General features: G+C 68.6%; 21 protein-coding genes. 6 read left to right on the forward strand and 15 right to left on the reverse strand.

Annotated elements, in window-relative coordinates; genetic code table 11:
• Positions 1 to 963 carry an endonuclease/exonuclease/phosphatase family protein gene (locus AB0F51_RS11220; protein WP_360277576.1) on the reverse strand — a complete coding sequence of 321 codons (963 nt, stop codon included), beginning with the start codon at positions 961 to 963 and terminating at the stop codon, positions 1 to 3.
• Between the two features lie 65 nt (positions 964 to 1,028).
• Between AB0F51_RS11220 and AB0F51_RS11225 the strand changes: the two genes are divergently transcribed.
• Complete coding sequence (locus AB0F51_RS11225; RefSeq protein WP_360277578.1) at positions 1,029 to 2,798, forward strand: HSP90 family protein; 1,770 nt, start codon at positions 1,029 to 1,031, stop codon at positions 2,796 to 2,798.
• A complete protein-coding gene (locus AB0F51_RS11230) occupies positions 2,795 to 5,473 on the forward strand; it encodes a tetratricopeptide repeat protein (protein ID WP_360277581.1) in 2,679 nt (892 codons plus the stop codon). The genes AB0F51_RS11225 and AB0F51_RS11230 overlap by 4 nt, the downstream gene beginning before the upstream one ends.
• 221 nt (positions 5,474 to 5,694) lie before the next feature.
• On the opposite strand, the gene AB0F51_RS11235 is transcribed toward AB0F51_RS11230, so the two are convergent.
• The 5 genes from AB0F51_RS11235 to bioD all read right to left on the reverse strand — a co-directional run bounded on the left by AB0F51_RS11235 (position 5,695) and on the right by bioD (position 10,177).
• Positions 5,695 to 6,444 (reverse strand): hypothetical protein, encoded by a 750-nt coding sequence (locus AB0F51_RS11235; RefSeq protein ID WP_360277584.1) that lies wholly within the window; start codon positions 6,442 to 6,444, stop codon positions 5,695 to 5,697.
• A gap of 146 nt (positions 6,445 to 6,590) precedes the next feature.
• Positions 6,591 to 6,842 (reverse strand): amphi-Trp domain-containing protein, encoded by a 252-nt coding sequence (locus AB0F51_RS11240; protein WP_360277586.1) that lies wholly within the window; start codon positions 6,840 to 6,842, stop codon positions 6,591 to 6,593.
• A gap of 26 nt (positions 6,843 to 6,868) precedes the next feature.
• Positions 6,869 to 8,419 carry a glutamine-hydrolyzing GMP synthase gene (gene guaA, locus AB0F51_RS11245; protein ID WP_360277589.1) on the reverse strand — a complete coding sequence of 517 codons (1,551 nt, stop codon included), beginning with the start codon at positions 8,417 to 8,419 and terminating at the stop codon, positions 6,869 to 6,871.
• Between the two features lie 22 nt (positions 8,420 to 8,441).
• A complete protein-coding gene (locus AB0F51_RS11250) occupies positions 8,442 to 9,515 on the reverse strand; it encodes a hypothetical protein (RefSeq protein ID WP_360277592.1) in 1,074 nt (357 codons plus the stop codon).
• Entirely contained in the window at positions 9,512 to 10,177 is a 666-nt protein-coding gene (bioD, locus tag AB0F51_RS11255) for a dethiobiotin synthase (protein WP_360277595.1), read from the reverse strand. The genes AB0F51_RS11250 and bioD overlap by 4 nt, the downstream gene beginning before the upstream one ends.
• Before the next feature lie 124 nt (positions 10,178 to 10,301).
• Here bioD and AB0F51_RS11260 point away from each other — a divergent pair, with 124 nt between their 5' ends.
• The 3 genes from AB0F51_RS11260 (at position 10,302) to AB0F51_RS11270 (ending at position 15,272) form a co-directional block, all read left to right on the forward strand.
• Positions 10,302 to 11,873, forward strand: coding sequence for a hypothetical protein (locus AB0F51_RS11260; protein WP_360277598.1), 1,572 nt, complete (start codon positions 10,302 to 10,304; stop codon positions 11,871 to 11,873).
• A 113-nt stretch (positions 11,874 to 11,986) separates the two neighbouring features.
• A complete protein-coding gene (locus AB0F51_RS11265) occupies positions 11,987 to 12,445 on the forward strand; it encodes a hypothetical protein (RefSeq protein ID WP_360277601.1) in 459 nt (152 codons plus the stop codon).
• Positions 12,446 to 12,530: 85 nt separating this feature from the next.
• A complete protein-coding gene (locus AB0F51_RS11270) occupies positions 12,531 to 15,272 on the forward strand; it encodes an AAA family ATPase (RefSeq protein WP_360277604.1) in 2,742 nt (913 codons plus the stop codon).
• On the opposite strand, the gene AB0F51_RS11275 is transcribed toward AB0F51_RS11270, so the two are convergent.
• The 4 genes from AB0F51_RS11275 to AB0F51_RS11290 form a co-directional block, all read right to left on the reverse strand.
• Positions 15,238 to 16,413 (reverse strand): 8-amino-7-oxononanoate synthase, encoded by a 1,176-nt coding sequence (locus AB0F51_RS11275; protein WP_360277606.1) that lies wholly within the window; start codon positions 16,411 to 16,413, stop codon positions 15,238 to 15,240. The two genes, AB0F51_RS11270 and AB0F51_RS11275, sit on opposite strands and share 35 nt — an antisense overlap.
• Positions 16,413 to 17,759 (reverse strand): adenosylmethionine--8-amino-7-oxononanoate transaminase, encoded by a 1,347-nt coding sequence (gene bioA, locus AB0F51_RS11280; RefSeq protein ID WP_360277608.1) that lies wholly within the window; start codon positions 17,757 to 17,759, stop codon positions 16,413 to 16,415. Before bioA ends, AB0F51_RS11275 begins: the two co-directional genes overlap by 1 nt.
• 91 nt (positions 17,760 to 17,850) lie before the next feature.
• Positions 17,851 to 18,777 (reverse strand): zeta toxin family protein, encoded by a 927-nt coding sequence (locus AB0F51_RS11285; RefSeq protein WP_360277611.1) that lies wholly within the window; start codon positions 18,775 to 18,777, stop codon positions 17,851 to 17,853.
• Positions 18,774 to 19,166, reverse strand: a complete 393-nt coding sequence (locus tag AB0F51_RS11290) for a hypothetical protein (RefSeq protein WP_360277613.1) — start codon at positions 19,164 to 19,166, stop codon at positions 18,774 to 18,776. Before AB0F51_RS11290 ends, AB0F51_RS11285 begins: the two co-directional genes overlap by 4 nt.
• A gap of 186 nt (positions 19,167 to 19,352) precedes the next feature.
• Between AB0F51_RS11290 and AB0F51_RS11295 the strand changes: the two genes are divergently transcribed.
• Entirely contained in the window at positions 19,353 to 19,553 is a 201-nt protein-coding gene (locus AB0F51_RS11295) for a hypothetical protein (protein WP_360277616.1), read from the forward strand.
• A gap of 78 nt (positions 19,554 to 19,631) precedes the next feature.
• Here AB0F51_RS11295 and AB0F51_RS11300 read toward each other — a convergent pair whose 3' ends face one another.
• The 5 genes from AB0F51_RS11300 to AB0F51_RS11320 form a co-directional block, all read right to left on the reverse strand.
• Positions 19,632 to 20,783 (reverse strand): hypothetical protein, encoded by a 1,152-nt coding sequence (locus AB0F51_RS11300; RefSeq protein WP_360277619.1) that lies wholly within the window; start codon positions 20,781 to 20,783, stop codon positions 19,632 to 19,634.
• Between the two features lie 9 nt (positions 20,784 to 20,792).
• Complete coding sequence (locus AB0F51_RS11305; protein WP_360277622.1) at positions 20,793 to 21,005, reverse strand: hypothetical protein; 213 nt, start codon at positions 21,003 to 21,005, stop codon at positions 20,793 to 20,795.
• Positions 21,006 to 21,009: 4 nt separating this feature from the next.
• A complete protein-coding gene (gene bioB / locus AB0F51_RS11310) occupies positions 21,010 to 22,005 on the reverse strand; it encodes a biotin synthase BioB (protein ID WP_360277625.1) in 996 nt (331 codons plus the stop codon).
• Positions 22,006 to 22,715: 710 nt separating this feature from the next.
• On the reverse strand, positions 22,716 to 24,428 hold the full coding sequence (locus tag AB0F51_RS11315) for a GMC family oxidoreductase (RefSeq protein ID WP_360277628.1): 1,713 nt from the start codon (positions 24,426 to 24,428) through the stop codon (positions 22,716 to 22,718).
• Positions 24,425 to 26,017 carry a succinic semialdehyde dehydrogenase gene (locus tag AB0F51_RS11320; RefSeq protein ID WP_360277631.1) on the reverse strand — a complete coding sequence of 531 codons (1,593 nt, stop codon included), beginning with the start codon at positions 26,015 to 26,017 and terminating at the stop codon, positions 24,425 to 24,427. Before AB0F51_RS11320 ends, AB0F51_RS11315 begins: the two co-directional genes overlap by 4 nt.
• Positions 26,018 to 26,066: the final 49 nt, after the last annotated feature.

A 26,066-nucleotide genomic window follows, 5' to 3' on the forward strand; every position in this document is an offset into this window, starting at 1 on the left:
TCACAGCTCCAGGCTGATCCAGGCCGGATCGTGGTCGGTGCCGTCGCGGTCGAGCTTGCGGCGGCGGCCGATGAAGGACCCGGTCAGCCGCGGCGCGAGCGAGGGCGACAGCCAGATCTGGTCGATCAGGTCGAAGGTGCGAGGCTGACCGGACGCCTTGAAGGTCGACGTCCAGGCCGGGCTGGCCGGCAAGTCGACGGTGGTCGTCACCGTGCCGACCTCGGTCGGCGACGTCAGCGCGTTGACCAGACCGGCCCGCTCGAAGGCGACCAGGGCCGTCGAGTCCGGGGTGTCGTTCATGTCGCCGCAGAGCAGGTAGTGCTGCCGGCTCGTCGTCCGGGCCGCGATGATCCGGGTGATCGTCTCGGCCTGCCGCTGCCGCAGCAGCTGGGACTCCGCCAGCGCCGCGACCGGATCGGCCACCGTGAAGTCCACGAACTTCGACTTCAGATGCGTCCCGTAGACGGTCAGGAGCCGGCGTCCCTCGGTGTCCAGGATCTCCACCTCGACCAGGTCGCGGGAGAAGATCGGTCGGGTCGGCACGTCGGGATGGAAGACCCGCTGGAAACTCGTCACCCCACCGACCGGCCGCCGGGCCAGGATCCCGATGTCGATGAACCGGGTCGAGTCGTTGCCGTCGATCACCATCACGTGCGGGTACGCGCCGTTCAGGTGGTCGCGGTTGAACTCGCGCAGGACGTCCATGTTCTCCACCTCCTGCACCACCCAGACGTCGACATCGGCGGCCAGCAACCGCTCCGCGATCCGCTCGGTGTCGGCGGCCGGCTTGGACACCAGCAGCTTCCCGTGACCGTCGAGCTGCAACCGGCGCCGATGCTCGTCGTCGAAGGTGTAGGTCGCCGGCACCGAACTCGTCCCGGTCGCCAAGGCCTCGACCGCTCCCGCGAAGTTCCACCGGTCGAACAGGTTGTTGAGATTGAACGTCCCCACCGTGAGCACCATCGGCCCCTCCCCAGGCTCAATACTCCTTTCCCAAGGTAGCGTGTCCGGGGCCGCTGGAGGTGGGGATGGGGACCGAGAAGTTCCAGGTCGATCTACATGGGGTTGTCGACCTGCTGAGCAATCATCTGTACAGCAGTCCGCGGGTGTACCTGCGCGAGCTGCTGCAGAACGCCGTGGACGCGATCACCGCGCGCCGGGCGGTCGAGGCCGACGCGCCCGGCCGGATCGACGTCCGGGTCGACGACGGCCGGATCAGCATCAGCGACTCGGGAATCGGGCTGGATCCCGGCCAGGTGACCGAGCTGCTGGCGACGATCGGGCGCAGCTCCAAACGCGACGAGATCGGCTTCGCCCGGACCGAGTTCCTCGGCCAGTTCGGGATCGGGTTGCTGTCGGCGTTCATGGTGGCCGAGGAGATCGAGGTGGTGACCCGACCGTCCGGCGGTCCCACCACCCTCTGGATCGGTACTGCGGACGGCCGGTACTCACTCGAGCAGACCGCCGAACGCGACGAGATCGGCACCACCGTCACGCTCACCGCGAGGCGGGGAGCCGAGCAGTGGTACAAGCACGCGACCGTCGTCGAGCTCATCCGGCTCTTCGGGGCCCTGCTCCCGTTGGAGATCCGGGTCAACGGCGAACAGGTCACCGACGGGCACGCCCCCTGGGAAGCCACCGGTACGACGCAACGCGCCGAGCTGGTCGGGTATGCGCAGGACAAACTCGGGTTCACTCCCTTCGACGTGATACCGCTCAACATCCCGGCCGCCGGGCTGACCGGCGTCGCGTTCGTGCTGCCGTTCCCGGCCAACCCGACCGAGCGCGCGACCCATCGGGTCTACCTGAAGCGGATGTTGCTTGCCGAAGGCATCGAAGGGCTGCTGCCCGACTGGGCCTTCTTCGTCCGGGCCGTGATCGACACTTCGGAACTCCGGCCCACCGCAAGCCGTGAGGCCCTCTTCGACGACGGCAACCTCGAGGCCACCCGGGAAGCGCTCGGGGCGCAGTTGCGCGGCTGGCTGGTCCGGCTCGGCAGCACCGATCCGCAGAAGCTGGACCGCTTCCTCGGCATCCACCAGCTCGGCGTCAAAGCGCTCGCGCTGCACGACGACGAGATGCTCCGGCTGGTCTACCGCTGGCTGAGGTTCGAGACCAACCACGGCCGGATGACCGCTGCCGACCTGCACGAACGGCACGGCGAGATCCGCTACGTCGCCACGATCGAGGAGTTCCGCCAGCTCGCGGCGGTCGCCGCGGCCCAGCAGCTCACGGTGGTGAACGGCGGCTACACCTACGACAGCGAGCTGATCGAACGGCTGCCCGAGGTCGTCCCCGGCCTGACGACCAGCAGGTTCGACCCGACCGAGCTGAGCACCAGTTTCGACAGTCTCGACCCGGCCACCGAACTCGCCTTGCGCCCGTTCGTCCGGCTCGCCCAGGAGGCGCTCGACGGCGTGGGTTGTGAGGTCGTCGTCCGCGCTTTCGACCCGGCCGGGCTGCCCGCGATCTACCTGGTCGACCGGTCGGCACAGTTCGCCGCCGAGCTGCGCAGTACGAAGAGCAAGGCCGACGCGTTGTGGTCGGAGGTCCTCGGCGCGCTCGACACCCAGGACGACAGCCGCCCACAACTCGTGCTCAACCACCGCAGCCCGCTGGTACGCCGGATGGTCTCGCTGGCCGACCCCGAGTTGGCCAGGCTGGCCGTCGAAGGGCTGTATGGGCACGCGCTGATGCTCGGCTACCACCCGATCGGCCCGGCGGACTCCGCCCTGGTGAACCGCTCCTTCCTCGGCCTGCTCGACCAGGCCGTCCCTGCTCAGGAGGACCCGCGATGAGTGACGAACTGATCGAGCGGCTGCGGCGCGCGGAGAGTACGCCGTACGGGAAAGCGCGGTCGGCGCTGCTGGAGGACGTTGTCCGGCGGGCGGATGCGGCCGAGGAGCAAGAGCTGGCGTTCTACTCGCGGCTCAGCCTGGTGACGGCGTACGTGATGGGTGGCGAGGCACGCAAGTCGCTAGTGCCGTTCGCGCGGTGCGTGGCGGAGTGGGACGCGGACCCGGAGCGGTACCGCGATCACACGCACAGCTTCTTGTGGACGTTCAAGTACGCGCCCAGCACGCTGAGCAAGTTCCCGGAAGTGCCGCTGGCGCAGACGTACGGCGTACTGGACGACATGGAGCGACGGTGGCGTGCGGGTGGACACAGCATGCACGCGGTGCACCAGTACCGGTGGGTTGTCGCCGACCATGTCGGGGACGCTGAGGCGGCCGCCGAGCAGTACCGGCTGTGGTCGACCGCGCCGCGCGACTCCTTGTCCGACTGTGTCGGTTGCGATCCGACCTCCAAGGTGCGGCATCTGATCCGCACGGGCCGGCCGGATGACGCGGTGGCGCTGGCGGTCGGAGTACTGGACGGGACGCTGACGTGCGCGGAACAGCCGCAGATGATGCTGACCGAGTTGCTGCCCGCTTATGTTGCCGAGGGCATGTATTCGGAAGCCGTCGATGCGCATCGGCGGGCCTACCGGATGCTGCGTGACCGGCCGGGCGAGCTGGACGCGTACGCCGACCATGTTGTCTTTCTCGCGCGAACCGGCAACGAGACCAGGGCTGTCGAGTTGGTCGAGCGGCATCTGGGTGAGCTTGCGGATCCGCCCAGCACGCTGGCGGAGATGAACTTTGCTGCGGCCGCATCGCTGGCCTTGCGACGGATCAGTGGCGAGGGGTTGATGATCCGGCAGCCGAAGGGTGAGGACGTACCGGCTGGGCAGCTGGCTGAGGAGTTGGCTGGGCGGGCCGTCGAGTTGGCGGCGCGGTTCGACGAGCGCAATGGGACGAAGCATCAGAGTGAGCTCGTCCAGGCGGTGCTGGACGCTGAGCCGTGGGTGGAGTACCTGCCGCTGTCGGAGACCGCCCGCCGCGCTCATGCTCGCCAGCAGGCCAAGTCGGCTGAGGTGCGGGAGGCGGCTGGGGTGGAGGCCGTAGTACCGGTTAGTGGGCGCGAGTGGCTCGACAAGGCTGAGCAGGCTTGGCAGAACTACCAGCGGGACGAGGCGATCGCTGCCTGGGAGGCGTTCGAGCGGGAGGTGCCCGAGGGCGACCGTACGCCGCTGGACCGCGCGCGACTGCTCGACGGGAAGGGCCTGGCGTCGTACGGCGAACCCGAGGTGGCGCTCGAAGCGTGGCGTGAGGCACTCACCCTGTACGCCGAACTGGGCGAGGAGGCGCGACTACTGCGCGACCGTGCCCGGATCTCGCGGTTGCTCGGCTACTTGGGGCAGATCGAGGAGGCACTGGCTACCGGAGAGGCACCGCTGCGCTGGCTGATCGCCAACGACGAACCGCGTCGCCGTGCTGGCTGGCAGGACTCGCTGGCGACCATGTACGCGCAGGCCGGTCGTTTCGAGGAGGCCGTGGTCGAGTTGGCGGCCGCTCGTGAGTTGCCGGAGACTGATGCCGATCAGTTGGCGAACTCGGCGATCCTGCAGAGCAACCTGCTGACCCAGCTCGACCGGCTCGACGAGGCCGAGGTCGCCGCGACGGCGGGGCTGACCGTCAGCGACGACCTGCCGCGGTCGGTGGCTTATCGGCAACGCGGCCGGATCCGGACGATGCTGGACCGGCCGGGCGAAGCGGTGGAGGACCTCGAGGAGGCGATCGCCGTCGCGATCGGCGTACCGGGTGCTGAACTGCATCTCGCCTTCTGCCAGGTCGATCTGGCGCGCGCTTACCTGATGAGCGGGCGTCCGCTGGAGGCAGCCGAAACTGCTGAGGAGGCTTCGCCGACGCTGGAGGGTGATCCCGAGTTGGCGGGGGTGCTGGCGGAGGCGCGCGGCGTACTGATCGATGCTTATCGGGCACTCGGTGAGCTGGACGCGGCGCTGGCGAAGCTCCGTGCCCAGCTCACTGAGGCGCCGGCCGACGCGCATCCCCAGTGGCTCGGCATGCTGCGGCAGGACGAGGGCATGCTGCTCGAACGGATGGACCGCGACGAGGAAGCAATCGACGCGCTGCTGGCGGCGGCGGAGTACTTCGAGTCCGCTGAGAGGCCCGTCGAGTACGTCCAGGCAATCCGGCTCGCAGGCCAATCAGCCCGCTACTGCGGCAACTTCGACCTCGTTGTCGAACTACTGGAACGCGCCCGCCCGGTCCTCGAGTCACTCCCCTCAGCCGACCAGGCGGTCCTCTTTCAGCAAGCCGGCCTCCACTGGGACCTCGCCCTGCTGGAACTCCAGAAGGGCGAGACGGCGAAGGCGGTAGCCGAGGCCCGCCAGGCAGCCGACTACTACGAACGAGGCGGCTTCGAAGGCCAACGCACAAACGCCCGCCTCCTCATAGCCGAACACGGCACCACAGACGACGCCCTACTCCGAGAAATCTTCGACTCAACCCCGCCCGGAGATGACCTCTGGTACCGAGCCGGCTACCTCCTGGTAGACCGCCTACGCACCCTCAACCCCACCGAAGCCACCACGCTAGAAACCCGCCTAACCAACCACCAAACCGACTAACTAGCGGAAGAAACCGGCCTCGTGACGCTTCGCGTCACCTCGGCATTCCGACGAGAAGAAGCAAGCTCATGTAGACAGCTGAGCGAGCCCGCCGGACTCGCGACGCTGCGCGTCACCTCGCAACAAGAAGCTGGGTGCAGAGCAGCAAGACCATACAGATGGTTCGTCGTCGGATTTGCCCGCTTACTCGCTTGCACGAAAATCCGAGGTGACGCGCAGCGTCACGAGGCGGGTGTGGGGGCGGGCTTGGTGCGTAAGGCTCGGACTATTAGTTCGTTGCGCCAGTGTTGGCCGAGGGGGATGGAGGTGTGGAGGCCGTCTCGGAGGTAGCGGTGGGGGTATTTCACCTCGGCCAGGAACTCCGCCCAGCGGACGATCTGGAGGTTGGGGTAGTGGCGGGCGGCGTCGTCGAGTTGGCGGTTGACCCAGGTGCTGTTGCGAAGATCGGCGCGCTGGACATCCTCGGGCTCCTTCGTCCGCGAGACATGCGTGTTGACCCAATAGACCGTGCGGTCCGGGCCCGCGATCTCCATCGCCCGCTTCACCTGGGGCCCGAAAGCCGGCGGTTTGAAGATGTCGTTGGTGCCGACCGCCATCAAGATCCGGCTCGGCAGCCCGTACGTCGTCGCCCACGCCTGCAACACATCGACCGCGGCCTCGGTCGGCCTCCCCGCCCAGTTGTCCACAGCCAGCGCAAGGCCGGTCACCTCGGTCAGCCGCAGCGCCAGCGCGTCGCCGTCCTGTACGCCGATGCTGTCGCCGAACATGAACACCCCGTCGCCCGCCAGCACCCGCCGGATCTGCGCGTCGCTCGAGATCGACCGGGTCAGGTCACGCCACGGCCCGAGCTCCCCCGACCCATAGGTGTCGGCCGACACCGACAGCGACGTACCGACCATCGCCGCACCCGTCGCGACCACCGACGCGGCAGCACTCAGAAACTGCCGGCGACTGATCCCCACAACACTCATGGCCACCCCCACACGGGCATATTGCGGTCTAGCCACAACCCAGAACAAGCTGCCCGGCGGAATTCTGCAGGAACTCTCAGGAAAGCGGCGACCGCCCGGGGAGAACGTTTCCCGGGCGGTCGGGTGATGGTCGATGGGGCAGGGGGTCAGACCTCGGTGTCGTCTTCGGGGTCCTCGTCGGCGTCGGCGAGCGCCCACTTCAGCTGGAACTCGACTTCTTCCTCGTCGTCTCCGCGTTCGTGTTCGACGCTCACCTGGGCGTTCTTCGGGACGGTGAAGCGCTCGCCGGCGATCTGGATCCGGAACGGCTTGCCGGATTCCAGCGCGTCCGCCAGCCGCCGCAGCTTCGCGGCGAAGTCCGCTACCGAGTACTCACGTTCGACATCTCTTTCAGCCATGCCCTCATTCTCACTGCTGTGGGGTTCTACTCCCACTCGATGGTGCCCGGGGGCTTGCTGGTGATGTCGACGGTGACCCGGTTGATCTCGTCCACCTCGTTGGTGATCCGGGTCGAGATCTTCTCCAGTACGTCGTACGGGAGGCGGGCCCAGTCGGCGGTCATCGCGTCCTCGCTGGTGACCGGGCGCAGTACCACCGGGTGGCCGTAGGTGCGGCCGTCGCCCTGGACGCCGACCGAGCGGACGTCGGCCAGCAGGACCACCGGGAACTGCCAGATGTCGCGGTCCAGGCCGGCCGCGGTCAGCTCGGTGCGGGCGATCAGGTCTGCCGCGCGGAGGATCTCGAGCCGGTCCTTGGTGACCTCGCCGATGATCCGGATCGACAGCCCCGGGCCGGGGAACGGGTGCCGGTAGACCAGCGACTCGGGCAGGCCCAGCGCGATGCCGAGCTCGCGGACCTCGTCCTTGAACAGCGTCCGCAGCGGCTCGATCAGCGAGAACTGCAAGTCGTCCGGCAGGCCGCCGACGTTGTGGTGGGACTTGATGTTCGCGGTGCCCGTGCCGCCGCCCGACTCGACCACATCGGGGTAGAGGGTGCCCTGGACCAGGAACTCGATGTGCCGCTCCGCGTCGAGCTTGCGGGCGGTCGCCTCGAAGGTGCGGATGAACTCGCGCCCGACGATCTTGCGCTTCTGCTCCGGGTCCGTCACCCCGGCCAGCGCGCCGAGGAACTGGTCCTCCGCGTCGACCACCTCGAGCCGCGTCCCGGTGACGGCGACGAAGTCCTTCTCGATCTGGTCGGACTCACCGGACCGCTGCAACCCGTGATCGACGTACACACAGGTGAGCTGGTCACCGATCGCCCTGCTCACCAGGGCCGCCGCGACCGCGGAGTCGACGCCACCGGACAGCGCGCACAGCACCTGCTTGTCGCCGACCTGCTGGCGGATCAACTCGACCTGCTCGTCCACCACGTTGGTGGTCGTCCAGTCACCGACACAGCCGGCGATGTCGTAGAGGAAGTGCTCGAGCACGGCCTGCCCGGCCTGCGAGTGCAGCACCTCCGGGTGCCACTGCACACCGGCGAGCTGACGGTCCAGATCCTCGAAGGCCGCGACCGGCGCACCGGAAGAAGCAGCCAGTACTGCGAACCCGGCCGGCGGCGCGTGCACCGCGTCGCCGTGGGACATCCAGACGTTGAGGTCATCCGGGATCCCCGCCAGCAGCGTGCCCGGCTCGCTCACCGTGACCGGCGTCCGCCCGAACTCGCGCAGCCCGGTCCGCCGCACATCGCCGCCGAGCGTCTGGGCCATTGCCTGGAAGCCGTAGCAGATCCCGAACGCGGGCACCCCGGCCTCGAACAGCCCGGAATCCACCCGCGGCGCGCCCTCGGCGTACACCGACTGCGGCCCGCCGGACAGGATGATCGCCTTCGGATTCCGGGCGAGCATCTCCTCGACCGGCATCGACGACGGCACGATCTCGGAGTACACCTTGGCCTCGCGCACCCGGCGCGCGATCAGCTGCGCGTACTGCGCCCCGAAGTCGACGACCAGAACCAGCTCATGCTCAGTCACCCGCAAAGGGTATCGGTGCAGGTCAGCAGGGCTGTAATCGCGCCGGATCCAGCGCCACCAGTACCCGCGCGGGCGCCCGGAACGACAGCAGCTCGATCATCGGCGGCTCAGCCTCAACAGCCTGTACTACGGCCAGCAGCGGCGCCGCGGTCTCCAATGCGACGCGAGCCTCCAGCCGTGCGAGACCAGCACCCAAGCAGCGGTGGATGCCGAGCCCGAAAGCCAGGTCGGCCGGACCCCCATGGCCGGTCAGCCCGAGCAGAATCGGCGCACCGGCAGGCAACTCCACATCACCGACCGTGGTCACCCCAGCAGTAACCCGTCGCCACGTGGGCACCGACGACGACTCCCGCAGTACCTCCTCGACCACGGCAGCGGCGTCATCAACTCGGCCGATCATCCGAAGGAAGGCCGTCGAGATCAGTTGCGTCGTCGTCTCCTGCCCCGCGATCAGCAGGAAGTACGCCACCGCGCACACCTCTTCGTCGCTCAGCCCAAGCCGCACCAACACCCCGAACAGGTCCTCCCCCGGCAACCGACGAGCCGCAACGACCCGCTTCCGCAACCAGCCGTAGAACTCCGCCGCACTGTGCGCGAGCTCCAGCTGCCGATCTTCGTCCGGCCAGCCCCAGAACAACTCGAGCGAGTCCCGGCTCCACGCCTTCAACGCCGGTACGTCGACATCGCGCAACCCGAGCATGTCCAGCACCACCAACGCCGGCGGCTCGGCCGCGATCACCTCAACCAGATCCACGGGCCCTGAGCGCAACCCGGCCAGAGCCACGTCAACCCGCTCAGCCACCAGGCGCCGGGTGAGCGGCTCAACGGCCGCGACCCTGGCCGGGCTGAAGAAGCGAGCGACAGCGGCACGGATCGGCCGATGCGATGGGCCCGCGTTGTTCGCCAGCGTCGGCGGCAGCGCGAAGCCAACCCCTGACAGCACCCGCAGAGCCTTCACGCTCAGCGGACTGTGCGCCACCACCGCGTTGTCCGGCCGGAACGTCTCCGGATCGAGCAACACCTCACGCACTTCGGCCGGCTCATCGACGGCCCACAGCCCCAGCTCTTCGTCGTACCGAGCCGGGCAACCGGTCACCGGTCGAACCACCCAGGAGCCGCAGCCACGAACGCGTCCCGGTCCAGCGCGCCGGCGCCTTCCGGAATCCGCCCGATCACCGGTACGCCGGTCGTCGTCGGCAGGTCATCCAAATTGCACTGCTCGGCGAGATCCGGCTCAGCCGGCCACGACCCGATCACCAGCCCAGCGATCGGCAACCCACGAGCCCGCAACGCCTCCACCGTAAGCCCAGCGTGATTCAACGTCCCCAACCCAGCCCGAGCAACCACCACGAACGCAAACGGTGTGTCGAGCCGGGCCGCAAGATCGGCCAGATCGTTGCCATCATCATCCAACCCGACCAGCAACCCACCCGCCCCCTCGACCAGCACCAAGTCCCGCTCGACGGCCAACTTGTCGATGGTCCGCGCATGATCGTCGACCGACGGCAACACAACCCCTTGCCGCCGCCCAGCCGTCGTCGGCGCCAATGGATCCAGCAACCGCACGCCCTCGTGCAGGTCATCCAGACCAGTCAGCCGCTGAACCTCTTGCAGATCCCCCGGCTCGTCCGCCGTCACCCCAGTCTGCGCCGGCTTCACCACCGCCACACGTCCAACCGCACCAGCCGCCAACGCAGCCGTGACCACCGTCTTTCCCACCCCGGTGTCGGTACCCGTGACGAACAGAACCTTGTGCATCCGTCGATCGTAAGAGCCTGGGGACAGTCCTAGGGATGCACCCCAGGGTGGACGGGCAGGCGATCACCCACCGTGATTCCTACCAGCGGTTTCCGGTACCGACAAGGAAGAAGTGGTGGTCATCATGCCTGTTGCGAACGTCAGCGCCGTGACGATGCCGGACGGAGCGATCTACGGCTACATCCAGGGCCAGGGCTGTCTGTGGCGCTATCACGCCGACGGCAAGGGCAAGGGGGTCCGGACGAAGCTGACCACGTCGGCGGCGGCCCCGGACTCCGACCGGCCGGTCCAGGTGGTTCTCAACCGGGCGGAAGGCTTCGACACCGTCCGGCACGTCTTCTACCGGCAGCCGCGCTCGGACAACATCTGGTACGCCCAGGACAGCTTCCCCGACGGGCCCGCCGGCGAGCTGTCCGTGCGGCAGTTGGAGGCGGACGGCGAACCGATCCAGGTGATGAAGACCTTCGGCCTGGTGACGCTGGCGGACGGAGTGCTCCTGGTCGGCGCCGCCCCGCACCTGAAGACGAGTCTGCGGATCGTCTCCATCCCCTGGTCCGCGCTCGCGGACGAGACCTGGATGGAGGGCGTGCGGACGACGACCGTCCAGCTGCCGCTGGCCGGCGACTCCGGATCCGGCAGTCTGGACGAGAACGACTGCGAAGTCTGCTGCGACGTGATCCTGCCGCCTGACGAGAGCGATCCGCACCTGGTCGTGATCGCCAAGCGCAAGGACACCAGCAAGGACAAGGCCACCTGGCGGCTGGGCTGCTGGCTGGCTCCGATCGGCGACGAGCTGGTGGTCGGCGACCTGGTCGAGCACCTCCAGCGGTGGACCGGCAAGGCGATCCGGTTCCCGAAGATCCAGGTGCTGCCGGACAACTCCGCGTTGGTGTACTACCTGGACGACGACGGCAAGGCCTGCTGGTTCACGAACACCGCCGTCGGTCTGCTCGGCTACACCGATCCGGCCAACCCGGCGGTCACCATCGCACCGAAGTACTGGCTGGAGGGCTGGGACTCCGCCGACGCCCTGTCGGTGATCGAGCAGATGAGCCGGGGCAGGAACAAGTCGGTCCACTCCGGCGGCAACGCCTCCCAGCTCGTCATCCGTCCAGGCAAGCTGACCGAGACCCCCGGCCGGAACAACCCCGAGCTGACCGACGCCGAACTGCCGCTGTACGCCGGGCTGCTCTTCTACAACGGCAACGGGCAGATCGCCGAGGTCTGGTCCGACCAGCTGTGGCGCACGCTGCAGCGGTCCGCGCGTCCGCGGGTCGCCGGGCGGCAACTGCTGGTCGGCATCATCGAGGGGCCACCGCCGATCCCGAACGAGAACCTCAACATGGACGACAAGTACGACCCACTGCGGTACTTCAACGGGCCCGGCTACTCCCAGGCGGTCTTCGCCGGCTCGCAGAGCGAGGAGAGCGGGTTCGACCTGAGCTGGTCGGCCGCGGCGATCGCGACGATGTCGATCAAGGGCACCAGCGAGGCGGCCCTTCCGGGGATCCTCTCGCTCAAGGCCTGGCTGAAGGCCGAGGTGTCGCTGTCCGCCGCCTACAAGGGCGCGCTCAGCAGGCTCGGCAGCACCCAGTCCGTCTCGACGATCACCGCGGGTTCGGAGATCGAGGGCGACGGAAAGGAGCAGGACTACTCCGTCCAGCCGGCCCGGGCAAGCTGGACAGCTACGTCCTGAGTCAGCACGAGCACGAGGCGCTGGAGCGCAAGTCGAAGATCGATCTCGGTCAGGGCACCGGCTACCTGACCGGCGCCTGGGGCTACGACACCAAGACCGTCGCGACCTTCGGGATGACCAAGTCCGAGACGGTCAAGCACGGGTTCAAGTTCAACGCCGACGTCCTGCTGTCGGCCGGGATGGAGGGCAAGCTGCTCGGCGAATCGGTCGAGGGCACCGCCGGGATCGGGCTCAAGTTCGAACTGGAGTCGAGCTGGAGCACCAAGAACTCCGAAGGCATCACGGTCGGCAGCGAGGTCTGGCTGCGCGGGAACTCGGAGGCACCCGCCTACACGAGCTACACCTACCGCGTGTACCTGCTGGAGGAGAGCTCGACCTGGGCCACCGACCTGCGGGCCGCCCTGCTGACTCCGACCTGGCCGGAGAACCCGGTCGAGCGACTCCAGCAACAGCGGCTGCTGGAGCTGATCGATCCGCAGTCCCAGCCGTGGAAGTTGTGCTACTCCGTCGCGGACGCTGCTTTCAACCCGGCCGTGACGGTGAGTGATCACAGGTCAGTAACTTCTGTCTGACGGCCGGCGCCGCTGTGCGGACTGGTCCGGATAATCGTTCAAGCGATTGATCTCCGGTCCGGTCCGTACGGCGAGTCGAGGCGCTATGTGTTCTGGCCATCCCGGTCCGGCCGCGGACCGTGACTTCGTCGGCCGGATCGCCGAGCTGGCCAAGCTGGCCGAGCTCGCCCAGAAGGTCCGGGCCGGCCAGCACCAGACCGCCGTACTGCGCGGTCCGGCCGGGATCGGCAAGTCGGGCCTGATCCGCCGGTTCGTCGCCACGCTGGAGGACTTCGCCGTACTCCGGGCCACCGGCGATCCGGCCGAGCAGATGCTGCAGCTGGGCGTCATCGACCAGTTGCTGAGCCGGGTTCCCACGGATCTCCGAGCCAGGACGCCTTCGCTGGCCGGCGGGGTTCCGCCCGAGGCCAACCCGATCGCTGTCGGCAGTCAGTTGCTCGGGCTGCTCGGCGACCTGCAGCGTCACTCGCCGATCGCTGTGGTGGTCGACGACCTGCAGTGGGCCGACCAAGCCTCCCGCCAGACCCTGCGCTACGTACTGCGCCGCATGTGGGCCGTGCAGCTCTTGGTAGTCCTGGCCGGCCGCTCACCCGACCGCGAGGTCGAGGAACTGGTACACGGCATCCCGACCGACCTGCGACTGGAGCTGGGCGGCCTGGACCTGGTGGACGTCGCCGAGCTGGCCAAGTCCATCTCCGGCGTTCAAATGCCGTCCGGGGCGGCCAGACGGCTGCACACCTATACCGGTGGCCATCCGCTCCTGCTCCGGACCCTGCTCACCGAGCTCTTCACGCAACGCTTCACCACGACCGACTGGTGGCTGGCGGTCCCGCCCTCGGTCACCTCGGCCGTACGGCGTACCTTCGCGAAGTTGCCGGAGTCGTCGCGACTGTTGCTCGAGGCACTCTCCGTCCTCGGGGGCCGGCCGCCGCTGGCCCAGGTCGCCGAGGTGGCCGGTGTCGACGATGCCCACGCCGCGCTGGGGCCGGCCATCGACGCCGGGTTGGCCACCTGGTTCCCCTCAGCCCCGGCCTGCCCGGTCGCGATCAGCCACGACCTGCAACGCGAGACCATCTACACCGACCTCACCCCGGTACGCCGGTACGAGCTGCACCAACGAGCGGCGACGACGGTCGAGCACGTCCTGGCCTGGCGGCACCGCGTCGCGGCGCTGAGCTCGCCGGACGCCGGCCTGGCCGCAGAGCTCGAGGAGGCGGCCGGACGTGAAGCAGAGCAGGGCAACTACGGCACCTCGGCGACCCTGCTGAGTTGGGCCGCCGACGTCACGCCGGGCAGCGATCAGCGCGAACGCCTCTTCCTGACCGCGATGGTGCACTCGATGTTCAGCTCGACGCGAGGACGGGCCCGCAACGACTACGACCGGGCTGCCCGGTGCGCACCCTCCGCGTTGCGCTCGCTCGCGCTGGGCTTGTGCGAGCTCTACCTGGTCGGCGAGCGCGGCCTGGCCGAACAGCACCTGACCGAGGCCTTCGAGCTCAGCCGCCGCGGCTGGATCCGGGGTTCCGCCGCCTCCGGACTGACCACCATCCGGGCCTGGCGCGGGGACCTCGGCCAAGCCTTGAGCTATGCCGCGTTCACTCTGGACGCGGACGGTGTGCCTGCACCACAGCGCGACTACATCCGCTGCGTGCTGGCCGTCCTGCGAGTCCGGCGCTCCGGGCTGGCGGCCGGCCTGGACGAGCTCCGCTTCCTGGCCGGCCATGCGTCCGACGTCCCCAATCGGGACCTGGAGTCACTGGCCTGCCGCGGCGCGATCCGGGCGCAGCTCGGCCTGGCCGACGAGGCACGGGGTGACCTCGCCGAGGTGGTCCGCCGGCAACTGGCCGGCGTACCGATGCTGTCGGGTGTTCAGCCGCACTGCTACCTGGCCGCCGTTCAGTACGAGTCCGGCGAGTGGGACGAGAGCCTGCTGACGATGCGGACCGCCGCGCTTCTCGCGGACGACGACGAACCGCTGATGAACGAAGTACTGCGCTCCCTGGCCGCCTCCTTGGTTCCCTCTGCCCGGGGCGACTGGCGACTCGCCGAGAGCCTGGTGCACCGAGCCGGGGAGGCCGCACAGCGCATCGGCGGACCCCAGGATCTCCGGTACGCCGCGATCGCCTCCGCGCTGCTCTGCCAGGCTCGGGACGACAGCTCCGGGATGCTGCAGGCACTGAGTGCAGTGCCAGGGCTGCGCGGGTCGCGCTCGGAGTCGGCAGGTCTGCACGAATGGTGGAGTTCCTGGTGGGGCCCGCTTCTGATCGAAGGGCTTCAGCGCGAAGGTGAGCTGGCCGAGGCCGCGCGAGAGCTCGCCGCCCTCCGCGTCAGAACTCGCGGGATGGCGCTGATGGGTAGCACTCTGATCCGGCTGACCGCCCAGCAGGTGGAGGCCGGAGGCGACATCCGGCGGGCGCTGTCGATGAGCGAGCAGTTCCTCACCCGCTACCTCGCACCACGACCTCGACTGGCCGACGGCCTGCTCTTCCACGCTCACGGCCGCCAACTACTCGCCCTCGGCGACACCACCGGCGCCGCGAAGTGGCTGGCCGCCGCCGGCGACTGCTTCACCGCGCTCGGCGCGCTTCCCTACCGGCGGCGAGCAGCAGCCGATCTCACCGAACTGGAGGGCCGATCCGCGCCTGGGGCAGACCATGGACTGACCAGCCGCGAGCAGGAGGTCGCTGACCTCGTCCTGGGCAACCTCACCAATCGCGAGATCGCCGCCCGCTTGCACGTCACCCCGAAGACGGTCGAGTACCACCTGCGCAACGTCTTCGCCAAGCTGGGGATCAGCTCGCGGCGTGAGCTGCGCAGACCTCGCTGAGTACCGCGCAGGCGTGTTCCAGTTCCGCCTCGGTCAGGCCCGCCCTGGCGGTGAGGCGAAGGCGGCTGATGCCGTCCGGAACTGATGGCGGCCGGAAGACACCGACTCGTACGCCGTTGGTCAGGCATAGGTCGGCTGATTTGACGGCCTCGCGGGGGCCGGGCATGGGGACTGAGACGACGGCGCCTGAGGAGGGGGCGACTCCGCAGGCTGAGGCCAGGCGAGCTGCTGCGGTGTGGATTGTGGCTGGCCGGGTCGGTTCTTCGATCAGGACGTGGAGCGCGGCGAGGGCGGCGGCGCAGGAGGCTGGGGTGAGGGCGGTGTCGAAGATGAAAGCCCGGGACCGGTTGATCAGGTGATCGCGCAGTACGGCGGGGCCCAGCACGACGCCGCCCTGGCTGGCCATTGCCTTGGACAACGTCATGGTGGTGATGACGTGGTCGCTGCCGGCGAGCTCGGCGGCGGTGACCGAGCCGCGGCCGTTGCCGGTGACGCCGAGGCCGTGCGCCTCGTCGACGATCAGCACCGCGTTGTTCTGCCGGGCGACCTCGGACAGAGCGGTCAGCGGGGCGGCGTCGCCGAGGACGCTGTAGACGGACTCGACCAGCACCAGCGCGTGGGGTTCGTTGCGCTCGGCAAGTACCTTCTCGATTGCCTCTACGTCGTTGTGCGGGACGATCTCCACTCGCGAGCGGGCGAGCCGGCAGGCATCGACGATCGACGCGTGGACGTGTTCGTCCGAGACGAGAAGCGTGCCGGGGCCACCGAGAGCGGTGATGACGCCGAGGTTGGCCAGGTAGCCGGAAGAGAAGACGAGCCCGGACTCATTGCCGGTGTACGCCGCCAGCGACGACTCCAACTCGGCATGCAACGCGGTGGTCCCAGTGACCAAACGAGAAGCCGTCGCACCGGTCCCCCACTCGCGAACGGCAGCCACGGCCGCCTCCACCACCCTCGGGTCGCGCGCAAGACCGAGATAGTCGTTCCCAGCCAGGTCGATCAACCGCTCACCAGCGAGCCTGGCCCGCAGACGCCGGGTCAGACCGCGAGCCTCCAGCGCCGCCGCCTTGGGCGCCAGCCACGCCCCGAGCACCCCTGCATGACCATCCGCCGCCGCCTTCAGCCCCCGCTCTTCCGTCATCAGTTGCCCTCGGCAAGTGCTTCGGTGATGGCGGTGGTGATGGTGGTGACCTCTTCGTCGGTGCACAGGTACGGCGGCATCGTGTAGACGAGGTCGCGGAACGGGCGGACCCACGCGCCTCGGCGCAGTACGGCGTCCGTGACCCGGACCATGTCCACCGGGCCGCCGAGCTGGACGACGCCGACCGCGCCGAGCACTCGCACGTCCTTCACGCCGGGCAGGTCGGCCGCCGGTGCCAGACCGGCCGACAGCCCCGCCGAGATCGAGCTGACCCGCGCGGCCCAGTCCTGCGACAGAAGGAGGTCGATACTCGCCAGCGCGACCGCGCACGCGAGCGGGTTCGCCATGAACGTCGGCCCGTGCATGAGCGCCCCGCCCGGTCCGTCCGACACGGTGTGCGCGACGTCCGTAGTACAGAGGGTGGCGGCCAGCGACAGGTAGCCGCCGGTGAGGGCCTTGCCGACGCAGAGGATGTCGGGGTCGATGCCTGCATGCTCGGAGGCGAAAAGCGTGCCCGTGCGGCCGAATCCGGTGGCGATCTCGTCCAGAATGAGCAGGAAGCCGTGCTCGTCGGCCAGTTCGCGCAGCAGCTTGAGGCAAGCCGGGCTGTACGGATACATCCCCCCTGCCCCCTGCAGGATCGGCTCGACAACGATCGCCGCGACCTCCTCCCGGTACTGCGCTGCGACCTGCCGCATCGCCGCTGCCCAGGCCAGGTACTCCGGATCGTCGTCGGCCCGGTCGAACCCGGCCGGCGGCTGCGGCCCGAAGACCTGTTCCTTCAGCGCACCGGTGAACAGCGAGTGCATCCCGTTCACCGGGTCGCAGACGCTCATCGGCGCGAACGTGTCGCCGTGGTACCCGCCCCGGATGGTCAGCATCCGCGTCCGCCCATTGTTGCCGCGGGCAACCTGATACTGGAGCGCGAGCTTGATCGCGACCTCGATCGAGACCGACCCCGAGTCGCAGAAGAACACGTGCTGGAGCGGTTCGGGCGTGATCTCCACCAGCCGCTCGGCCAGCCGGATCGCCGGCTCGTGCGTGAGCCCGCCGAACATCACATGGCTGAAGTCGTCGACCTGCGCCTTCAGCGCCGCGTCGAGGACCGGGTTCCGGTAGCCGTGGATCATGCACCACCACGACGACATCGCGTCGATCGCCTCGACCGTGCCACCGGCGCCGTCGTCCAGCCGCAGCCGGACGCCGGACGCTCCCCGGACCAGCCGCATCGGCGCCGGCTCGCTCATCGACGAGTACGGATGCCACAGCGTCGCGGCGTCCCGAGCGAGCAGCTCACGCCCGTACGCCGAATCCGTCCGTCGCCACGCGTTCACCGGTTGTGACACAGTGTCCTGCCTTCGTCTTCGCGGATTCACCACAGTAATTGGTGATCCGGGGACGACGGTCAGGGTGTGGTCGGCATCTCGGCGACGGCGGTCAGCTCGACGTCCCGGCCGTCGCGATGTGCAACGTCACCGCGTCGGGGTGCAACCGGTGCCGGGCCAGGGCGGTGATCTCTCTGGCCTGGTCGACCGACTCGTCGCGGACCCACTGGACCGGTGCGGCCAGCCCGATCCGGCCGACCTGCGAAACGGTCTCCAGGAAGTACCGCGACTCCGCCACGGTCCATGGCCGCTCCCGCTCCCGGCTGATCACCTCGCCGGTGACCGGGGGTCGTTGCCATTGGCCCCTGGTATCGCGCTGGTTGCCGTAGAGCAGCCGGCCATCGGTGCACAGGACGGCGACCCGATCGGCGAAGTCGCCGGTATCGACCAGGTCGGCGGCCCGCCGTACGCCCTGGTAGCCGGCGTCATGCGTGCGCTGCGCGACGAACCGGCCGAAGCCGAACTCCTCCAGGGCGAGCATGTGACGTTCGAGCACGCCGAGCCGGCTGTGCGCCTCGTGCACCGCGAGGATGGCAATCTCGACCTGGTACCCGGCGGCCTTGAACCGGCGGGCGGACTCGGCGAAGGCGCCGGGATCGACCAGTTCGGACTCGGCGATCGCGTCGTACCGCCGCTGGATCGTCAGCGCCTCGGCCGCGGCCAGCCAGCGCCGGCCGTCGTACTGGACGTACCTGTCGCCCGTCGTGGCCACGTCGGTGATCGGTTCGTACAGGCGCGGGTGGTAGGCCTCGAAGGCCGGGGCGCTGAGGACCACCGGGCGGCCGCGGCGGCGCAGCACCGCCTGGGCGAGTGCCGTGATGGTCGCCTTGCCGTCGCCCGGCTGGCCACAGACGAAGAGCACGATGGGCATCTGCTGGGGACTGCCGTCGAGCAGGTCCGGGACGATCCGGTCACGGAAGAGCCGATCGCTCTCGGCCTGGTCAAGGACGTGCCGGTCCTCGTCACCCGACTCGATCACGCCGGTCCACCCCCATCGGCCTCGTCCACCGACTCGTCCTCATCGTCAGCTTCGTCGTCTTCGTCGTCGTCTTCGTCGTCGTCCTCGTCGTCCTCGTCGTCGACGCTCAGCAGCTCATCGGCGGCGGCGCGGATCCGCTTGACCTCGCGGGTGTCCAGCGGGGTCAGCTCGGTCAGACGTCCGGCCCAGGCGACCTGCTCGGCCCGCCAGCCTTCGATCGCGGCGGTGTCGGGCTCGGCCGCGGACTCCTCCTGCGCGATCAGCTGTGCGTAGTAGCCAACGGCCTGCCGGACGGCCTCCTGCGCCACCTCGTACGAGACTGCCTGTGGTGGCGACCAGCTGGCCGTACCGAGCGCGGCCAGAACGTTGATGGCAGTGTCGTTGACCACGCCAGAACTCTAGCCGCCGACTGGGTCGCCGCCGCCCGCAGTACGGCGTGGGATGACCCCTCCCCGTGATTACGTTTTCGTCGTTCCGAGCAGCAGGGAACCGGGCGCCGGAACTCAGCGTCTGTTCGAACACCACGAACGATAGCGAGCCACGGCGGGTGTGGCCTCGATAGAGGAGAAGCAAAGATGGCCTTCGGCAAGAACGGCAAGCCTGGCAAAGAGCACAGGACCAGCAAGAGCAAGTCCAGCAAGACCCAGCACGAGAACGGTCAGGCTCGTAACCAGGCCGACCAGCAGCGCAACCCCAACCCGAACACCCGCGCGGGCCGCAACATCATCGCCGCCCAGAAGAAGGCGGCCAAGGAGAACAAGGGCCGCGGCAAGTGACCCTCGCCTTGTCCTGAGCGGCCCGGGTCACCTGACCCGGGCCGTTGTCTTTCCAGCCGGCTCAGCTTTCCAGCCGGCTCAGCGCGGCTTGGGGCCCTGGCGGGGCTTGCCCTGGCGTGGTCGACCGCTCCCGCTCCCGGCACCGCGACCGCCGGAGCGGCCCGCGGCCGCTCGGCCACCTCCGGAGCGAGCCGGCTTACCACCACCGGCGGCCTTCGAACCCCCGGCCGGTTTCGGTCCCCCGGACTGCTTGGGTGCAGGTGCTGTCAGCGCGGCTTGCACCGCGGCGAAGGCGTCGCGGTCGTTGCGGACCATCGTGACGCCGGTGAGTTTCGGGATCGCCGAGCGCTGGCGGCGGGTGTGGGTGCGGATGCGTTCGACCACCCGGTCGCGGACCTCGTCCAGCTCGGCCGCACCGAGGTTCTCCACCGGCTTGCCGCGTTCCACGGCCAGATCGAACCACTCGGTGTAGCCATGGGTGTGGACCACCTGGTTAGGCGACTTCTGACCAAGACTCCGGTACTGCGCCAGCACGTCGTACCGCTCGTCGAGCTCCAGCACCTCGTCGCGCAGCCCGCGCTGGACCTGGGAGTCGTACGTCTCCGCCACCCGGCGATCGATCTCCGTGGCGGGCCGGTCGACTCCGAGCACCACCTGCCGCGCGGCCACCGACGTACCGGCCCGGTCCGGATCGTTGCCCATGGCATGCGCCAGGGCGTTCACGATCGCGTCGTAGTTGTTCTCGTGGATCCGGCCGGCCGCCGACTTGTCCAGCCGGGTCAGTACGGCGTACGCGTCCTCGGCCATGCTGCGCGGGAAGTCCCGCCGGATCGCGTTCCGGGCTTCGGCGACCGCGTCGACCTCCCAGCCCTCCAGCAGCGAGCGGACGTACACACTGGTGCCGCCGACGATCACCGGCACGCCGCCGGAGGCCCAGCACTCGTCCATGTGCTTGCGGGCCTCGGCGACGAACGTCTCCAGCTCCAGCTTCCGCACCGGCTCGGTGACGTCGAGCATCGTGTGCGGGACCCCCCGCATCTCCTCCGGCGTCGTCTTGCTGGTCCCGATGTCCATGTACCGGTAGACCTGGCGCGAGTCGGCCGAGACGACCATCGGCGCCAGCCCGAGCTCGTCGCGGATCCGCAAACAGAGGTCGACCGACACTTTGGTCTTTCCCGCCGAGGTCGGTCCGTAGACGGCGACCAGCAGGCGAGGCACGGCGTCGGGCATGTTTCAACCCTACCGTGAGAGCTCGGGCCCTCCGGCCGAGTTCAGTTCACCGTGCACGGAGCAGCGTGCGGTCCACTCCGTCGGGCGAACCTGGACGATCATCCGGCGACGGCACTGGTCGCAGTACCGGGGTGGTTCCAGGATGAGCGCCTGCCGGCAGGCGTCGTGGCTGCCTTCGGTGGTGTCGCGGCCGCAGTGACCGCAGTACAGGACTGTGGCCATCGCGTCAGAGTGTCTTCTGGAGTTCTTTGACCGGCATCTTGAGGTCGGCCAGCAGGTCGAGGTCGGCGGTCGCCGGACGGCCCAGCGTGGTCAGGTAGTTCCCGACGATGACCGCGTTGATGCCACCGAGCAGACCCTCGCGGGTGCCGAGGTCGCCCAGGGTCAGCTCACGGCCACCGGCGTACCGCAGGACGGTGCGGGGCATCGCCAGCCGGAACGCGGCGATCGTGCGCAGCGCGTCCTTGCCGGCCATGATCTCCATGTCGCCGAACGGCGTGCCCGGCCGCGGGTTGAGGAAGTTCAGCGGTACTTCGTGCGGCTCGAGCTCGGCCAGTTGCGCGGCCAGCTCGGCGCGCTGCTCCAACGACTCGCCCATCCCGACCAGGCCGCCGCAGCACAGCTCCATCCCGGACTCGCGGACCATCACGCAGGTCTCCCAGCGCTCCTCGAAGGAGTGCGTGGTGACCACGTCACCGAAGTACGAGCGGGCCGACTCCAGGTTGTGGTTGTAGCGGTGCACGCCCATCGCCTTGAGCTCGTCCACCTGCGCCTGGGTCAGCATGCCGAGCGAGCAGGCGATGTTGATGTCGACCTCGGCGTTGATCGCCTCGATGCCGGCCTTCACCTGCGCCATCAGCCGCTCGTCCGGGCCGCGGACGGCGGCGACGATGCAGAACTCGGTCGCGCCGGTCTTCGCGGTCTCCTTGGCGGCCTCGACCAGCTCGGGGATGTTCAGCCAGACCGCGCGCACCGGCGAGGTGAACTGGCCGGACTGGGAGCAGAAGTGACAGTCCTCGGGGCAGCCGCCGGTCTTCAGCGAGATGATGCCCTCGACCTCGACCTCCTCGCCGCACCACTTCACCCGGACCTCGTGCGCCAGCGCGAGCAGATCGTCCAGCACGTCGTCGGGCGATCGCAGTACCTCGACCAGCTGCTCCTGGTCGAGGCCGATCCCTCGCTCCAGAACCTGCTCACGCGCCACATCGAGGATGTCGTTCATGGTTCTCCTGCCTCATCGAACGGTCGGCCCACAGTAAGGGTGGGCCGGCTGGGCCCGTGCAGTCGCGAGCAGGTGCTCGGTGCGGTAGCTCGGCGTGCTGGAGCGAGGGCAGCGATGCGGCGCATCGTGGCCCTCGCTCCAGTGCGCCGAGCTACCGTGCCGAGTGCCGCGCAGCACGCACGGGCTCAGTCGGCCCACCCTAAGCCAGCGTCGGCTGGTTTCTCTGCGAGGGGCGTCACGTGGAACACCTCGGCCGGAACTGGCTCAGCCAAAGTTTCTTCAAAAACTTTTGTGGAACCTCGTAACCCCTCTTCAGTGGCCTCGTTGATGTGTGCAGAGGCGGTGATCGCAAGAACACAGCTTCTCGATGACGGGCAGCGACTGAAAGGTCGCACATTACGATCAGCACGCAGAGTGATTACGGTCACCGCGAAGGGGTCGAAATAGCCCGAATCGGTAGTAGAGTGAGGAACACGAACTCGGGTCGCCAGCTCTGGCTGGCGATCCGATCCCAAAGCGCCGGGCGCCTCACCCCGGCTTGAGTAGGCCCCTCGGGAAACGATTTGGGCGGAAACGTTCTCGAGGGGCCTGCTCCCTTTTCCGGCACTGACCAAAACTCCTCCGACGCAAAGTCTGAGGAGTTTTCACTTTCCCAAGAACACCATTGGCCCCGTGACCCCCAAAGGTCACGGGGCTTTGTTGTCATAACGTCACGGTTTTGTCACAGCCTGTTTCGGCTGGGTGATCCCGACAATCGGCAACCGCAGCGCACCGGGCGCATCCGCCGGCACCACCGGCTTCACCGGCGTGACCGCCGCCACCTTCCGGTACTCCGATCCGAGCGGCGGCCGCGGGTCCTCCTCGCCCTTGTTCGGCCAGAACGACAGCGCGCGCTCGGCCTGCGCGGTGATCGTCAGCGAGGGATTGACGCCCAGGTTGGCCGAGATCGTCGAGCCGTCCACGATGTGCAGCCCCTCGTACCCGTAGACCCGGTGGTACGGATCGACCACGCCGGTCGCGGGTGAGTCGCCGATCGCGCAACCGCCGATGAAGTGCGCGGTCATCGGCACGTTGAACGGCTCACCGATGGTGCCACCCGGCGTACCGCCCATGATCTTCGCCATCCGCCGGACCACGTCGTTGGCGACCGGGATCCAGGACGGGTTCGGGGTGCCGTGGCCCTGTTTCGAGGTCAGCCGCCAGCGGCCGAACCGGTCGCGCTTGCCGTAGGTGGTGATCGAGTTGTCCTCGGTCTGCATCACCAGCGCGATCACGGTCCGCTCCGACCAGTGCTTCAGGTCGTAGAGCCGGCGCAGGTTCCTCCGCTGCACCCCCATCTCGCGCAGCCAGGTCCGCCAGCGCGGCTTGGTGCCGCCGCCGTCGGTCAGCACGGTCTGCAGCAGCGACATCGCGTTGCTGCCCCGGCCGTACCGGACCGGCTCGATGTGGGTGATCTCGTCGGGGTGGAACGACGAGGTGATCGCGACACCCTTGCTGTAGTCGACCGTCCGGTCCCTGGCGATTGCCCCCAGCAACGATTCGGAGTTGGTCCGGGTCAGGACGCCGAGCCGGTCCGACAGGTGCGGCAGCTTGCCCTCGTCGCGCAGCCGGTGCAGGAGTTTCGCCGTACCGAGTGCGGAGGCGGCGAAGATCACCTGCCCGGCGGTGAACCTCCGTGTCACCTTCCGGTTCGAGGTCCGCCGGGTCTCGATCGCGTACCCGCCACCGGGCAGACGCTCGACCGACGTCACCGTGGTCATCGGGTACACCTCGGCGCCGGCCTTCTCGGCCAGGTACAGGTAGTTCTTGGTCAGCGTGTTCTTCGCGTTGTGCCGGCACCCGGTCATGCACTCGCCACAGTCGATACACCCGGTACGCCGGGGTCCGGCGCCGCCGAAGAACGGGTCGTCCACCTCGACGCCGGGCTCGCCGAAGAACACTCCGACCGGCGTCGGGTGGAAGGTGTCCCCCACGCCCATGTCGTCGGCGACCTGCTTCATCACCTGGTCGGCCGGGGTGAAGCCGGGATAGGTGGTGACGCCGAGCATCCGCTTCGCCTGGTCGTAGTACGGGGCGAGCTCGCTCTTCCAGTCGGTGATGTGGGCCCACTGCTTGTCGGCGTAGAACGCGGGCAGCGGTTCGTACAGGGTGTTCGCGTAGACGAGACTGCCGCCGCCGACTCCGGCGCCGGACAGGATGATGACGTCGCGCAGCGCGCTGATCCGCTGGACGCCGTACCAGCCCAGTCGCGGCGCGAACAGGAACCGGCTCTTGTCCCACGAGTTCTTCGCGAACCCCTGGTCCTCGAACCGCGCCCCGGCCTCCAGGACTCCGACGTCATACCCCTTCTCCACCAGGCGCAGCGCGCTGACACTGCCGCCGAACCCGGAGCCGATGACGATGACGTCGTGATCAAAGCTCATGCGCGGCCCAGCTTCTTCAGCACTCGCAGCGCGCCGGTCATCAGTTCGGCATACGCCTCGTCCTTCAGGCCGTGCGAGGCCGCGATCGGGAGCAGCCGCTGGGTCGCGATCGCCTGCGGGTCGACGTACCGGCGGATGCCTTCCACACCCTGACGACGGCCGAGGCCGGACGATCGCATGCCGCCCATCGGGGTGTCGATCGAGCCGAAGGTCGCGGCGTAACCCTCGTTGACGTTGACCGTGCCGGCCACCAGCTGGGCCGCGATCGCGCGACCGCGCCGGCCGTCCTTGGTCCAGACACTCGCGTTCAGCCCGTATTCGCCCTCGTTGGCGCGCTGGATCGCCTCGGACTCGTCGGAGAACCGGTAGACCGACACCACCGGCCCGAAGGTCTCGTTGTCGAAGCACTCCATCTCGGGCGTCACCCCGGACAACACGGTCGGCTCGTAGAAGAGCGGCCCGATATCCGGCCGGGCCTTACCACCGGCCAGTACTACGGCCCCGCTCTCGCGGGCGTTCTCGACGTGCCGGCTGACCGTCTCCAGCTGGGCCTTGGAGATCAGCGAGCCCATGTCGACGTCCCAGCCGGTGCCGGCCGACAGCTTGAGCCGCTTCACCCGGTCGAGGAAGGCGGTGATGAACGCGTCGTAGATCTGGTCGGCGATGTAGAGCCGCTCCATCGAGACACACAGTTGGCCGGCGCTGTTGAAGCACGCACGGACGGCGCCCTCGGCAGCGCGGTGCACGTCGGCGTCGCGGAGTACGAGCATCGGGTTCTTGCCGCCGAGCTCGAGGCTGCAGCCGATCAGGCGTTCGCCGGCCTGTTTGGCGACCAGCTTGCCGGTCTTGGTCGAGCCGGTGAAGCAGATGTAGTCGGTGTTCTGGATGATCGCGCCACCGACGGTCGGGCCGTCGCCGTTCACCAGCTGCCAGGCGTCGCGTGGCAGTCCGGCCTCGTACAGCAGCTCGACCGCACGCAAGGCGCTCAGCGGAGTCTGGCTGTCGGGTTTGTGGACGACGGTGTTGCCGGCCATGATCGCGGGCAGTCCGTCGGACATCGCCATGCTGAGCGGGTAGTTCCACGGCGAGATGATGCCGACGACACCCTTCGGCACGAACCGCTGCTCGGCGCGGGTGAGCACCGGGAACATGCCCAGCTTGCGCTGCGGGGCGAGCAGGTCGGCGCCCTTGCGGCCGTAGTACCGGGCGGTGAGCGCGACGTGCGCGACCTCCTCGAACGCCTGCTTACGGGCCTTGCCGGACTCGACGATCACCAGGTCGACGAGTTCGTGGCGGTGGTCCAGGACCAGATCGTGGTAGCGCAGCAGGATGGCGGCGCGGTCAGCCATCGAGGTGTCTCGCCAGCTGCGCTGGGTCCGGCGCGCGGACCGGACGGCGGTAACGACGTCGTCGGGGCTGGACACCGGCAGCTCGGCGACCGGTTGCCCGGTTGCCGGCGCGTAGGAGGTACGGCTGCCTGCCGTGGCGCGCAACAGACCGGCCAGCCGGCGAATGACCGACTGGTCGGTCGCGTACGACGCGGTCGGGTCGAGCTCGGGGTCGGCAGGGATCGAAGTCTGCTCGCTCATCTGTCCAGGCTACCTGTGGGTAACAGGTTGTGTCAGTACGGGACTGGCT

Origin of the sequence: Kribbella sp. NPDC023855, from assembly GCF_040639475.1 — a bacterium.
Taxonomy (GTDB): domain Bacteria; phylum Actinomycetota; class Actinomycetes; order Propionibacteriales; family Kribbellaceae; genus Kribbella.